The following is a 13,193-nucleotide window of genomic DNA, read 5'->3' on the forward strand; positions in this document are numbered from 1 at the left end:
CATGTCGAAGACAATGATTATAGGCGCTGCGGTATTATTAGTGCTGGGTATTCTGCTGTTTTTCAAGAGCACAAAAGTGCGTGAGGAAAATGGCGAGTGGAGCGGTACATTACAATGGGGCTATCTGCTGATGCTGGTAGGTGCTTTTGGTCTGCTATCAGCATTCATGAGTTTTACTGCAGTATTGCTGTTATTTGTGCTGTTTACCGGTATAGCTTGGTGTATACACCGGCGCAAGAAGAAAATGAATTCCGGCCTGCTGGATGATAATCATTTCACCGATTATATGAGTGGTTTCTTCCCCATTATTCTGGTGGTATTTATCCTACGTACTTTTGTGGCAGAACCCTTTCAGATTCCATCCAGCTCAATGCGCCCGGGTTTGATTCCCGGTGATTTTATTCTGGTGAATAAATTTGTATATGGAATTCGCCTGCCAGTTCTGAATAATGTGCTTATTCCGGTAAGCAATGTAGAGCGCGGTGATGTGATGGTATTCAATTATCCTGAAGACACTCGAAAAAACTATATTAAACGAGTGATTGGTTTACCGGGTGATGTTGTCACATACAAGGATAAAACTCTGTCAATTAATGATAAAGTGGTCAACGATATTGATGAGCAGAAGCTATACAACTATGCGGAACAGGTACTTAACTTAGGCACAATGACAATTCACGCCCGGCAATTGAATGAACAGCTTGGTAACAAATCTGTTCAGGTGTTACAGATTCCGCAGCAGCCTGCTGTTATCCTCCAAGGTGTGCGGCCTGATTTTCCCGATCGTGAATTGTGTACCTATTATCCAGATGGCAGCGGATTCAGCTGTACAGTTCCGGCCGGAAAATACTTTATGATGGGTGACAATCGCGATAATAGTGATGATAGTCGCTACTGGGGCTTTGTAGACGATAAGCTGGTTGTAGGCAAAGCGTTTCTGATATGGCTGAATATTAGTGATATGAAGCGAATCGGCACAAAAATTCAGTAATGTCTGATTTCAAGCGCAAGATTCTATCTTGCGCTTTGTCTATGCAGCAAAGCTGTATTGATTCTGATAGTACAGGTTGATTAAACAATCTTTCCTGAAAGACAATTAATTCAATTATTAAAGAATATTAAATGAAAAAAATTGATGTACGCCATGAGAATGCTTTGGGTTATGTTCAAAAAATGCTTGGCTATCACTTTAAACAATCGAAATTTCTACAACAGGCATTGACCCATCGCAGTTACAGCGCGTTACACAATGAGCGGTTTGAGTTTATTGGTGATTCAATTTTGAATTATGCTGTAGCCAAAATGTTGTTTGATGCCTTTCCGCGTCTGACAGAGGGTGAACTATCACGAATGCGTGCTAATCTGGTGAATCAGGACACACTCGCACAGATTGCAGCAGAATTAAAAGTGGGTGATGCCCTGCTGCTGGGGACCGGAGAATTGAAAAGCGGTGGCTTCAGACGGCCATCAACGCTGGCAGATGCAATGGAGGCATTATTTGCAGCAGTGAGTTTTGATGCTGATTTTAATACAGCAGAAACTGTAGTGCGCCGTTTATATGCCGAAAGAATCCGGCATATTAATCCGCAGAATAGTGGTAAGGATGCAAAAACACGCTTACAGGAAGCCTTACAGGCAAGGCGTATGCCATTGCCTAAATACAGAATTGTAGAGCAGATTGGTGATGGGCATGATCTGCAATTTGTGGTGCAATGTGATTTAGGAGAAACTGGTTTTCAAACTGAAGCAGCTGGACATAGCCGGCGTGAAGCGGAACAGCAAACGGCGAAGACTGCTCTGGTCTGGCTGGAAGAGAATTTTCCGATATCAAAACCGCGAAAAAAATAATTTACCAGCTACTGATTTGGTATAAAAAATGAAATCTTTATGGTTTCTTGTCCTGTTACTAAGCAATAGTATATGGGCAAAAACAGTGCATTCTCTTGAAGAAGTCTATCCCAACATTAATTATTCCGCTGGTCGGGAGTTTGTTGCAGAAGAGCTGGGAGGGGTAAAGCCAGTTGATTATTTTGGTCGTGATTTTTTTTCAAAATCAGATGAATTTAAAAAAATTCTGGCTTTAGCTGATACGAAGAAGGCAGATGAGGAAAACTGGCATTTCGCGGGCATTAAGGCATGGCCAAGTCAGCCTGATGCCTATATTTTTATAGCCTGTTCTAGTATTCAGAAAGATGATAACGATTACTGTCATTATCGGGAACAAGGTAAAACAGTCATTGCTGTGTTGCATTTTGATCAGATAAAAGGCTTTTCATTGATGGCTAAGCCATGGATTGAAAGCGGCACTGATCTGGAAAACAGTGGCTTTCTTCTGAATAATGATTCAGGTGTACAGGTTATTGGAAATCCGCGACGTTATGATTTTGCTCCATATCGATTAAGCCCAGATGTATTAGCTTTTGGTGTACGGCATAATACAGCTACAAGCTATGCAGGCGGAGGAGCTCTTGATGAATCGGTAACGTTATTTGCTGTGATTAACGGTGAATTACTGCCAGTGTTCAATGCACCGACGTATCACTTTGCTAATTATGCAGGAAACTGGCATGACGATGGTACACGTGACCATGAAATTCATGAAAATGTTTATGTTATTAGGATTCTGCCTACTTCACATTATGGAATGAAAGATATTCTGTGGTCGGAAAAAGGGAACGCAAAAAAGGTATCGAAGATTTACCATTGGAATAAGCCAGAGAAAAGATATATTTCTAATAAAAATTGAGCTGTTAATTTATTTTCAATTTGCTGTATTATTTAGGTTTACATATATTTTATATTTGATTCATAAAGATAGCTTTTCGTGTGCAAGTCAGTCTTAATGCATCATTTAATGATCAGAAAATCAGCATTTCCCGTAAGAAATGCTCAGACTATCTGCTATAGCGTGAATGATACCAATAGGGAGAAAAAATGATTAGCAGGCAAAAGGCAATTTCCAAAGTACAGCGTGAATTACCAGATAATGTCACTATGATTGCCGATGAATTAGATTATCTGGATTGCCAAAAGAAAGAAATCTGTAAAAATATTACGGCATATGAGGCTTATAAAATGATGACATCCCATCAGCCTGAATGGTTAAGGATGTTATTTAATCTCAGGGATATAGTTGTCAAACCGGCAGGCGTGCGGGCTATAAAAGGGTTTACCAATCTAGAAGAAAACAAGTATCAATCCGGCCAGATAAACACAGCCCATTTTTTTACCATAACTGAGGACATAGCGGATAAGCTTACTTTGATTGTGAAAGATTCACATTTAGATGTTTGCTTATGTTTGCGGATTACTGAGAATATTTCCAATCCCGATAAAAATTTACTGTATCTGGTTGCATCGGTAAAAAATCATAATTTCTGGGGGCGGTTATATATGTTGCCAGTTTCAGTACTTCATCCGTTTATTGTGCATAAACTGTTTGAAAATATTGATTAGTCAAGTTGTGACAATCTAATTTGTAAAATGTAATCTGCTCTAAGCCTTATGTGTAGTAGGGCGACAATGCTGATGTGCTGATGAATCAACCATGCGGTATAAAATGAGTAAAGAAAAATTTGCAGAACAAGCAATGTATTATTTATGAACTCAATAGTTTCTATTTTTAACTATACAGATTCATCGCCTATAATCTGTTTTTGAAATGTTGAATTGGTGACTTTTCTGCCTTGTTAAATTCCATATTTTGGAATGCTCCAGTTTATTTTAGCCACGCTGTGGTTATTTTGTACTTTTTAGAAAGAATGTATGTCTGAAGTGCCCAGTCACAATTATCCGTCACAGTCAGAAAATTTTCGCTGTGGATTTGTTGCTATTGTTGGTCGTCCGAATGTAGGTAAATCTACATTAATGAATCATCTTATTGGCCAGAAAATCAGTATTACCAGTAAAAAGGCTCAGACTACCCGACATAAAGTTAATGGTATCTATACTGATAATGAAGCACAATTAATATTCGTAGATACACCGGGCTTTCAGACGTATCACCGCAATGCACTGAATGACCGTCTAAACCAGAATGTTACTGAAGCAGTAGCCGGTGTAGATGTGATTGTTTTTGTGATTGAGGCATTACGGTTTTCTGATGCGGATCGCGAAGTATTACAGCAATTACCGCAGCGTATTCCGGTGGTATTGGTAATTAATAAAGTAGATAAGGCTAAAGCAAAAGATCAAAGTGTTCTGCTGGCTTTTATTGAAGAAGTACAGCAGGCTTTTACTTTTGCTAAGGTAGCACTGGTAAGTGCCAAGCATGGTTTAGGCATTGCTCAACTGGTGCATACGCTTAAACCTATGCTGCCTCATGGAATTCCGCTTTATCCTGAAGATATGGTAACTGATAAATCAGCACGGTTTCTGGCCATGGAAATTGTCCGCGAAAAACTGTTTCGTTATCTGGGTGAGGAATTACCTTATGCAATGAATGTTGAAGTAGAACAGTTTGCCGAAGAAGATGGACTATACCGGATTTATATTGCGGTTCTGGTAGATAAAGATAGCCAGAAAGGCATTCTCATTGGCAAAGGTGGCGAAAAATTGAAAAAGATTTCTACTGAAGCACGTCTGGATATGGAAAAGCTGTTTGATACAAAAGTATTTTTAAAGGTTTGGGTAAAAGTGAAGTCCGGCTGGGCTGATGATATTCGCTTTTTACGTGAATTGGGTATGTAAAGTTCGACCAGATATTCATTTTGTTTGTGTGTTCGTATATGAAATCAGACATTACTTGCATTAGGCAACGGATAATAGTGAGTTTATGCTTTTAAATATTTTGGACTTTGTTCATACTAGTATCCAGCAAGTAGTGCGGGCTGGGGATACGGTTGTCGATGCCACAGCAGGTAATGGGCACGATACTCTTTTTCTGGCCACATGTGTTGGAGCGTTGGGTAAAGTCATGGCCTTTGATATCCAGGAAGCTGCGTTACAGGCAACCAGTAAAAGATTGGTCAATGCAGGTATGCGTGAACGGGTTGAGCTGATTAAGGCCGGACATGAACATCTGGATGATTATATTGAGGGTGAAGTTAGTGCCATCATGTTTAATCTGGGCTATTTACCGGGAGCTGACAAAAGGTGCACGACTACAGCCAGTACAACACTAGAAGCCATGCAGGCCGGATTAGCTCATCTGGCGATTAATGGTGTGCTGGCTGCGGTTTTATATCCGGGACATGAGCAGGGCAGAATTGAGGCTGAGGCTGTGCAGGCATGGGCGGTTGGCCTGCCTCAGCAGCAGGTAGCGGTATTGAAATATGCTTTCATTAATCGTGTGCATGATGCCCCATATGCTTTGTTATTACAAAAGCGCATATAAATTACTGCAATTTTAATTAAAAGGAAAATAGGTGAAACATAAAGAATTGATACAGCTAGCTACAACAGTATTACAGCGGCTGGATGCCATTCTGCCGCCATTAACTCAGGAACCAGACTGGACAGCAGTTGCTTACCGCTGGCATAAGCTGGGTAATAAAGGTGTTCTGGAAAGTCTGCCTCATCCGCACACTTTTGCTCTGAACTGTCTGGCAGCTGTAGATGAGCAACGGCGTCAGCTGGTGCGCAATACCGAACAATTTCTTGCTGGCCGACCGGCAAACAATGTACTAATGACAGGTGCGCGTGGTACGGGCAAATCATCACTGGTTAAAGCTTTATTGCATCAATATGCTGCCCAAGGTTTACGTCTGGTGGAAGTGGATAAAAGTGATTTGCTAACTTTACCGGCGCTGCTTACTATGCTGGCTCAGCGACCAGAAAAATTTATTCTTTTCTGTGATGATTTATCGTTTGAAGACGGTGACGATGCTTATAAAGCGCTGAAAACCACGCTGGATGGTGGCTTATCGCAACGTTGTGACAACGTACTGGTTTATGCTACTTCTAATCGCCGTCATCTGATGCCGGAATATATGGCTGAGAATATTGTACAGACTGGTAACGGTGGTGAAGTCCATCCACAGGAAGCGGTGGAAGAAAAGGTATCATTGTCTGACCGTTTTGGTTTGTGGCTGAGCTTTTATCCATTCGATCAGAATGCTTATTTGCAGGCGGTGGAAAACTGGCTGAAAGAAGCAGGCTTGTCCTTGGATGAAACAGCTACACGTGCTGCACTTAACTGGAGCCAGAGTCGTGGCAGTCGCTCGGGCAGGGTGGCCTGGCAATTTGTCTGTGACTGGGTCGGGCGGGCACCGCAAGAAAGAAAAATTTGATTTTTTTCTGCGTGAAAATCTTTTTGGTTCTGCAACTTAAAAAATAATATAATTAATTATGGAGGAGATTTAATAAATCTTTTTGTAATAATTTATTTTTTTTATATATTGTTAATGAATTATCTTGAACAATATATAAATAATCATTGTTTTGAAATTGATAGCCTAACAAACGATGAGATAAATAATCATTTATTGTTTTTCCTTTTAACTGTATGAAAGATTTATCTATCTTTCTTGTTCCTTCATAATAAACATTATCACAATCTAATTCTCCTTCTTTACAACAAGAAACTATTTTAATGGTATACCTCGCTGATTTATAATTATTGGTATATAAACAATCACGAGTAAGTTCTTCTGCGGAGCAAGTGAAAGACAATAAAATCATTAGTATAATCAATACTTTCATATTTTGTACCTTTCAGTATTATACGGTTATAGCTGGTATATTTTAATTTTGATGAATGAATTTAAATAGTCGGTTTTAATTGATTACTTGGATGACTATCTATACGTTGTATTTTAGACAAATTTTTGTCATGGTTAATTCTGCCAATATAAATTTTTTTAATTCTTAACCTTTACAGGATGCAATATGGCTTTTTTGTCAAAATAATATTCTCTATTAGGCGCAGTAATTAAATCCCATTTTTAAATTATGCTTCTGTAAAGTAATGATAGCTATACCGTTTTTGCCACCAAAAGTACTATCAGAATGAACCTTAATTTGATGATTCGCCAGTAATTTTATTACCAAAATGAGCAGTTGAGCACAACTCTCCCTCTACGGCATCATCTGTATTTATTGTTAACTGTATTGAAAAAATACTATATGGTATTTCGCTATTATCTAAATAAATTTTATTGGTTCAAAGTCCTTAAATATTTACAGCAAGTACGCCTCCTGATTGAAATATAAAAAAGAGAAAAGGAATAAATAGCGTATAAAACTAGGTTTCATAGATTTTTACCTTTTGATGATTAGCTTTTTTTTTCAGCAGCTTCTTAAATCAGAGAAAGCTTAATTATCAAATAAATCAGACTGAACTTGGGGCGGAGCCACCTGTACACTGCGTTCGCCTGTGGCGAAGCGGATATTAAGATACTGGCCGGTTTTCAATTTGCTGCTATCACTTATAATCTGCCCACGCTGATTGGTTACCACGCTATAACCTCTGGCCAAAATTTGTAAGGGTGACACAGCTTCCAGTATTGAAGCTTGCTGTTGTAGCCGTTGTTGAGCGTGCAGCAGAATATTGTGCCCATATTGCTGCAACTGTTGTTTTCGATACGTGAGCGCCTGCTGCGCATGAGTAGTTTGTGGCCGCAAATTGTTTAAGCTACGCTGTTGCTGTAACAAATTTTGTTGTTGCTGTCTGAGCTGACGTTGCATATTTAACTGTAGCTGGCGTTGCAAGTCTGTCAGTTGCTGCTGCTGTAGCTGCCACTTTTGCTGTGGGTGTTTTAACTGGCGTGCCAGCCAGTCCAGTCTCTGAGAAGCATCATAATAGCGTTGTTGCAGTAAATGGTGAATGCGTGTTTGCCATTGAGCTACATTATGCCGGAGTTGTGCCATATCCGGGCTAACCAGTTCTGCGGCAGCAGTAGGTGTAGGTGCGCGTATATCTGCAGCAAAATCGGTCAGTGTAAAGTCGGTTTCGTGGCCAACGCCGCTAACTGTGGGAATGGCGCTATTAGCGACAGCCCTTACCACAACTTCTTCATTGTAAGACCATAAATCTTCAATACTGCCACCTCCACGGCAGATAATCAGTATTTCTGCCTGTGCATGCTCGTTAGCGCTGGCAATGGCAGATGCAATCTGTTTTTCACTGCCAGCACCCTGTACAGCAGTCGGATAGATAATCACTCTGATGCCGCTATGACGTCGACGTAAGGTTGTGACTACGTCACGCAGAGCTGCTGCCGCCAGACTGGTAACCACTCCCACGACTTTCGGATGGGTAGGTAACTGGCGCTTACGCTCAGCTGAAAACAAACCTTCCGCTGTCAGCTGCTGCTTTAGGCGTTCATATGCCTCATATAATTGTCCTAAACCTTTGTGTCGGACAGCATTGATGGTAATCTGAAACTCACCACGGGCTTCATAAATACTGATTTTTCCTGATACTTCAAGATCATCGCCTTCCTGTAAAGGCTGGCTTAATTGCTGTGCTACACCTTTGAATAGCACGCATCTGACCTGCGCACGGGCATCTTTTAAAGAAAAATAATAATGCCCGCTGGCGGCGCGGGTTAGATTGGAAACTTCACCAGCTATCCACAAACCAACCAGATTCTGTTCAAGTAATTGCCGTGCACATGCATTCAGTTCAGAGACACTTAATGCAGCCGGAGCAAAGAGTTCAGACATAAAAGACACCGCCATATTTAATACAATTTTGTTCTGCAAATATTATACGGCTTTTTTCAATTGCGGTTCAGTTATGCATATGCACCGTGGTATAGTGATATTTTGTCGTTTATGAGCAGAATTATGGGCTGGTTAGCCAGTTTGATACAACGCCACTGGCAGCATCCTTATACAGTGCTGACAATTTTGTTATGGCCACTGGCACGGGTTTTCCAGATGATTGCAATGTTGCGTTGCTGGTTCTATCGAGTTGGGATATTGTCCAGCAAACGGCTGTCCTGTCCGGTAGTAGTAATCGGCAATATTCATGTTGGCGGTGTTGGTAAAACTCCTTTAGTGGCTGCTTTGGTAAAGGCATTGCAGCAGCGGCAGATTAAGGTTGGTATCATCAGCCGTGGTTATGGGCGTTCCAGTACTGATACGGTAATTATTAATGCTCGTACTAATGCTTCAGAAGCCGGCGATGAGCCGCTGATGCTGTTTCAGCAAACTCAGGCACCGATTGCCGTTGCTACTACACGCGAGGCTGCGGGTAAAGCATTATTACAGGCGCATCCGGATTTGCAGCTTCTATTAAGTGATGATGGTCTGCAACATTATGCGCTTAAGCGGGATATTGAAATCGTGGTGTTTCCGGCAGCGGATATTGGAAAAAAAATGGATTTATTACCTAATGGTCCATTACGTGAATCTCTTGGCCGTTTGCAATCTGTTGATGGCGTATTATTTAGTCAGGGCGATACAATAGCTGTGCAGCGGGCACAACAGTTAGGCATGGTAAAAACACAGTGGAGTGGTTACAGTGCATTAAATTATGCTGATTTTTACTGTCTAAACCAACCCCAGCAGACTGCACAAGCTATAGAGTTTGCGGGCAAGCATTGTGCTGCTATCGCTGCCATTGGCCGCCCCCAAGGTTTTTTTCAGGCATTACAAAGCTTAGGCATTGATCTGAAACAAGCCGTCGCGCTGAAAGATCACGCTGTGATTAAACCGGCAGACTGGCCTGTGGCAGATGTGATATTTATTACCGAAAAGGACGCAGCCAAACTGGTAGCGCCTTTGCCGCATAATATCTGGGTTTTACCTCTTTCGGCTCAGATCTGTCCCGATGTGGCAGAGTTTATTCAGTCTCGATTACAACTGCGCAATAGTGACACAATAAAAGCATGACTGTGACGAAAAAGATGCTATGAACACTGGCTGCTGGTAGAATTTCTGTAAATTGTCCAGCACAGCATTTATAGATTACACAGACTTGTTTGGCTGGTAGTGTATGTAAGGAAATTTCTGTTCAGGCTGAATATTTCCGCATGCTCTGTATCGCTATTTCAATATATGGTAAAGTCATTCATCGATGATATTTGTAAATTATTAACTGGCAGTACCTCATTCGGACACTAGCCTGAATGACAAAAGATAGATATTGCTCACCACTTTTGTGGGACTAAGGACTAAAAATGGATCAAAAATATCTGGATATTCTGGTATGCCCTCAATGTAAGGGAAAGCTGCAATGGCATGCACAGCAACAGGAGTTGTGGTGTAAGGCTTCGCGGCTGGCTTATCCGGTTAAAGACGGTATTCCTTACATGCTGGTAAATGAAGCACGTGAATTATCAGATGAAGAATGTACAGCTAGCTCATGAGTGATTTTGTCGTATTGATTCCGGCACGTCTGTCTTCAAGCCGTCTGCCAAACAAGGCTTTAGCCGATATTCATGGCAAACCGATGGTAGTACGGGTGGCTGAGCGTGCCCGCTTAAGTAAAGCGAGTAGGGTAGTTGTAGCCACAGATCATGCAGACATTCAGGCTGCATGTCAGGCTCACGGTATTGAAGTCGTATTGACAGCTACAGATCATGAAAGTGGCACCACACGTCTGGCCGAAGCGGCCAGCATCTTAAATTTGGCTGAAAATGACTATGTAGTCAATGTGCAGGGTGATGAGCCACTGATTGAACCGGAACTGATTAATGCAGTGGCCGCACAGCTACAGCAAAGCTGTGCCCCAATGGCTACAGCCGCACACTTGTTAACTGATTACGCAGATTTTATTGACGCTAATTGTGTTAAGGTAGTGCTGAACAGCCAGCATAATGCATTGTATTTCAGCCGCGCAGCCATTCCCTGGCCGCGTGAGCTGATGCGCAGCGGTGCCGAAATTATGCCGAAAGATATACCGGTATATCGCCATATTGGTATTTATGGTTATCGGGTACAATTTCTGCATCAGTATGCGGATTTGACACCATCCCCATTAGAGCAGGCTGAATCGCTTGAGCAGTTACGGGTGTTATGGCATGGTTTCAACATCGCCGTCCAAATCACTCCACTCGCGCCTGCTTCAGGTGTAGATACTGCTGCTGATCTGGAACGTGTTCGTGCCAGTTGGCCAGATATACTCAAATAAATATTATTATTTACAGTATTTATATAAAATTACAGACATATTCAGGAGTTGAAATGAAAGTTTTATTATTGGGTGCACCCGGTGCAGGAAAAGGCACTCAGGCACAGTTTATTACCGCAGCGTTTAATATCCCGCAGATTTCAACCGGGGATATGTTGCGTGCAGCGGTAAAAGCAGGCACACCACTGGGCATCGAAGCCAAAAAGATTATGGACGCTGGCGGCTTGGTGCGTGATGATATTATTATTGGTTTGGTTAAAGAACGTATTGCTCAACCTGATTGTGCTAATGGCTTTTTGTTTGATGGATTTCCACGTACATTAGCTCAGGCCGAAGCCATGGAAAATGCCGGTGTGCATCTGGATGCTGTAGTGGAAATTGCTGTACCTGATGATGTGATTATTGAACGCTTGTCTGGTCGACGCGTACATCAGGCTTCGGGTCGTACTTATCATCTGATTTATAATCCCCCAAAAGTAAGCGGTGTTGATGATGAAACAGGCGAACCTCTGATTCAGCGTGATGATGATCAGGAAGAAACCATTAAAAAACGCTTGCAGGTGTACCACGAACAAACAGAGGTGCTGATTGATTTTTATGGCAAACAAGATGGTGACACTGCCCCTGACTATATCCGTGTCGATGGCACCCAGCCGGTAGAAGCAGTTAAAACTCAAGTATTGGCAGCGTTAAAACTTTAACATTTTATTCAGGCTGCCTGTTGCACATTTAATTTCAAGCGCAGGCAGCCTGACAAATAAAGCTAAATAAAAAATATTCAGCCTCGGAGACTTTAGTATGAATATTGCCAAAACCGTGCTGGCGACCATGTTGATTGGTTTTTGTACTCTGGCTCTCGCACGTAAGGAAACCTTGTATAACGAACATTATATTGGCCCGGATGAAGATCAGATATGGGAAGAACAGGCTGTACCAATGCCAGCCTATCCGACAGGCAATGAGCAATGGGTAAACATTTATGTTAGCCAGACTTATACAGGCCAGCCAAAGTTAATGTTGAATAGTATTCATATTAATACTGATCGTACAATACATTATATTCTGAACCAGCAATCCAGTCAGGGCATTAATAATCTTTCTGCTGAGGCCATTCATTGCCCCACGCGACGCATGAAAGTGTTTGGCTTTGGTGATGATGTCAATAAACGCTGGATACAACCGCGCAACAGCCAATGGAAAGTAATCGGTACTACTTTGAATGAGCTGGATAAAGTGCGCTCAGTGCTGTATCAGACTTTCTGTGAAGACGGATTGCCACGTAATCAGCAGGAACTAATGCAACGTATTACTACTCGCGCTATGCGCTAGACAGGATTAATCGTGGAATGGTTCAGTGATGCTCATATCTGGAGGCTGCTAATCATCGGTTTTAGTGCCGGTTTGATGGATGCTGCTGTAGGAGGTGGCGGGCTGTTGCAGATACCCGGGCTTTTTAATGCTTTACCAAAAAATACCATTGTGCCTATTGTCATGGGTGTCAATAAATTTGCATCAGCCAGTGGTACGTTCGTAGCAGCCGTACAATACACTCGACGTATACCTGTACCATGGGCAATGCTGTTGCCCGCAGCTGTGCTTGCGTTTGTTTTTTCCTATCTGGGTTCGCACATTGTGGTGTATCTGCCCACAGCATGGATGAAGCCATCCATTCTGGTTATTTTAGTTGTAATGGCGGTTTATACTTTTCTCAAAAAAGATCTCGGACAGGTTCAGCGCCGGAGCCATCTTAGTCGGCGCGAATATGTTTTTGGTCTTTTTATGGGGGCATTAATCGGCCTGTATGATGGTATTTTAGGCCCGGGTACCGGCAGTTTGCTGGCTTTTGTATTTGTGCGCTTTTTTGCCTTTGATTTCATTACGGCAACTGCATCATCCAAAGTCATCAACCTGACAACCAATCTGGCCGCGCTGGCTTTCTTTATTCCAAACCAGTACGTGGTGTGGCACTGGGCAATTCCACTGGCTGCTGCCAATTTAACAGGCGGATTAATCGGAAGCAGAATGGCTATGATTGGTGGCAGTGAATTAATACGTAAAGGATTTATTATCGTGTTATGTATTATGATTTGCAGCTTTGGCCGTGATTTACTTATGTCTTATTTAAAATAATATATTTTTGTATCTCATGCTTGAAGTATGTCGTAGTTGCTTG

General features: G+C 41.9%; 15 protein-coding genes. 13 read left to right on the plus strand and 2 right to left on the minus strand.

Annotated elements, in window-relative coordinates:
• The first annotated feature begins 1 nt into the window (after position 1).
• The 7 genes from lepB (at position 2) to BHC51_RS02475 (ending at position 6,230) form a co-directional block, all read left to right on the plus strand.
• A complete protein-coding gene (gene lepB / locus BHC51_RS02445) occupies positions 2-991 on the plus strand; it encodes a signal peptidase I (RefSeq protein WP_100153228.1) in 990 nt (329 codons plus the stop codon).
• A gap of 131 nt (positions 992-1,122) precedes the next feature.
• Positions 1,123-1,848 (plus strand): ribonuclease III, encoded by a 726-nt coding sequence (rnc, locus tag BHC51_RS02450; protein WP_100100056.1) that lies wholly within the window; start codon positions 1,123-1,125, stop codon positions 1,846-1,848.
• Between the two features lie 28 nt (positions 1,849-1,876).
• Positions 1,877-2,746 (plus strand): hypothetical protein, encoded by an 870-nt coding sequence (locus BHC51_RS02455; RefSeq protein ID WP_100100057.1) that lies wholly within the window; start codon positions 1,877-1,879, stop codon positions 2,744-2,746.
• Positions 2,747-2,934: 188 nt separating this feature from the next.
• A complete protein-coding gene (locus BHC51_RS02460) occupies positions 2,935-3,456 on the plus strand; it encodes a DUF2867 domain-containing protein (RefSeq protein ID WP_100153229.1) in 522 nt (173 codons plus the stop codon).
• A 309-nt stretch (positions 3,457-3,765) separates the two neighbouring features.
• Positions 3,766-4,689, plus strand: a complete 924-nt coding sequence (gene era / locus BHC51_RS02465; RefSeq protein WP_100100059.1) for a GTPase Era — start codon at positions 3,766-3,768, stop codon at positions 4,687-4,689.
• A gap of 85 nt (positions 4,690-4,774) precedes the next feature.
• Positions 4,775-5,335: a class I SAM-dependent methyltransferase gene (locus tag BHC51_RS02470; protein WP_100100060.1), complete on the plus strand. Its 561-nt coding sequence runs from the start codon at positions 4,775-4,777 to the stop codon at positions 5,333-5,335.
• A 31-nt stretch (positions 5,336-5,366) separates the two neighbouring features.
• Entirely contained in the window at positions 5,367-6,230 is an 864-nt protein-coding gene (locus BHC51_RS02475) for an ATP-binding protein (protein WP_100135352.1), read from the plus strand.
• 52 nt (positions 6,231-6,282) lie between these two features.
• Here the strand turns inward: BHC51_RS02475 and BHC51_RS02480 are convergent, their stop codons facing one another.
• Complete coding sequence (locus BHC51_RS02480; protein ID WP_100100062.1) at positions 6,283-6,642, minus strand: hypothetical protein; 360 nt, start codon at positions 6,640-6,642, stop codon at positions 6,283-6,285.
• A 612-nt stretch (positions 6,643-7,254) separates the two neighbouring features.
• Positions 7,255-8,607: an exodeoxyribonuclease VII large subunit gene (gene xseA, locus BHC51_RS02485; protein ID WP_100153270.1), complete on the minus strand. Its 1,353-nt coding sequence runs from the start codon at positions 8,605-8,607 to the stop codon at positions 7,255-7,257.
• Positions 8,608-8,730: 123 nt separating this feature from the next.
• Between xseA and lpxK the strand changes: the two genes are divergently transcribed.
• From lpxK to BHC51_RS02515, 6 genes are all read left to right on the plus strand, one after another.
• Positions 8,731-9,780, plus strand: coding sequence for a tetraacyldisaccharide 4'-kinase (gene lpxK, locus BHC51_RS02490; protein ID WP_100153271.1), 1,050 nt, complete (start codon positions 8,731-8,733; stop codon positions 9,778-9,780).
• A 287-nt stretch (positions 9,781-10,067) separates the two neighbouring features.
• On the plus strand, positions 10,068-10,256 hold the full coding sequence (locus tag BHC51_RS02495) for a Trm112 family protein (RefSeq protein WP_100100064.1): 189 nt from the start codon (positions 10,068-10,070) through the stop codon (positions 10,254-10,256).
• The gene (kdsB, locus tag BHC51_RS02500; RefSeq protein WP_100123841.1) at positions 10,253-11,020 is read left to right on the plus strand and encodes a 3-deoxy-manno-octulosonate cytidylyltransferase; all 768 of its coding nucleotides are present in this window, start codon (positions 10,253-10,255) and stop codon (positions 11,018-11,020) included. The genes BHC51_RS02495 and kdsB overlap by 4 nt, the downstream gene beginning before the upstream one ends.
• Before the next feature lie 53 nt (positions 11,021-11,073).
• Positions 11,074-11,721, plus strand: a complete 648-nt coding sequence (adk, locus tag BHC51_RS02505; RefSeq protein ID WP_100123842.1) for an adenylate kinase — start codon at positions 11,074-11,076, stop codon at positions 11,719-11,721.
• Positions 11,722-11,818: 97 nt separating this feature from the next.
• Positions 11,819-12,349, plus strand: a complete 531-nt coding sequence (locus tag BHC51_RS02510; RefSeq protein ID WP_100153230.1) for a CNP1-like family protein — start codon at positions 11,819-11,821, stop codon at positions 12,347-12,349.
• 12 nt (positions 12,350-12,361) lie between these two features.
• Complete coding sequence (locus tag BHC51_RS02515; RefSeq protein WP_257384756.1) at positions 12,362-13,150, plus strand: sulfite exporter TauE/SafE family protein; 789 nt, start codon at positions 12,362-12,364, stop codon at positions 13,148-13,150.
• The last annotated feature ends 43 nt before the right edge of the window (positions 13,151-13,193 follow it).

It is taken from the genome of Snodgrassella alvi, from assembly GCF_002777745.1.
Lineage (GTDB): Bacteria > Pseudomonadota > Gammaproteobacteria > Burkholderiales > Neisseriaceae > Snodgrassella > Snodgrassella alvi_D.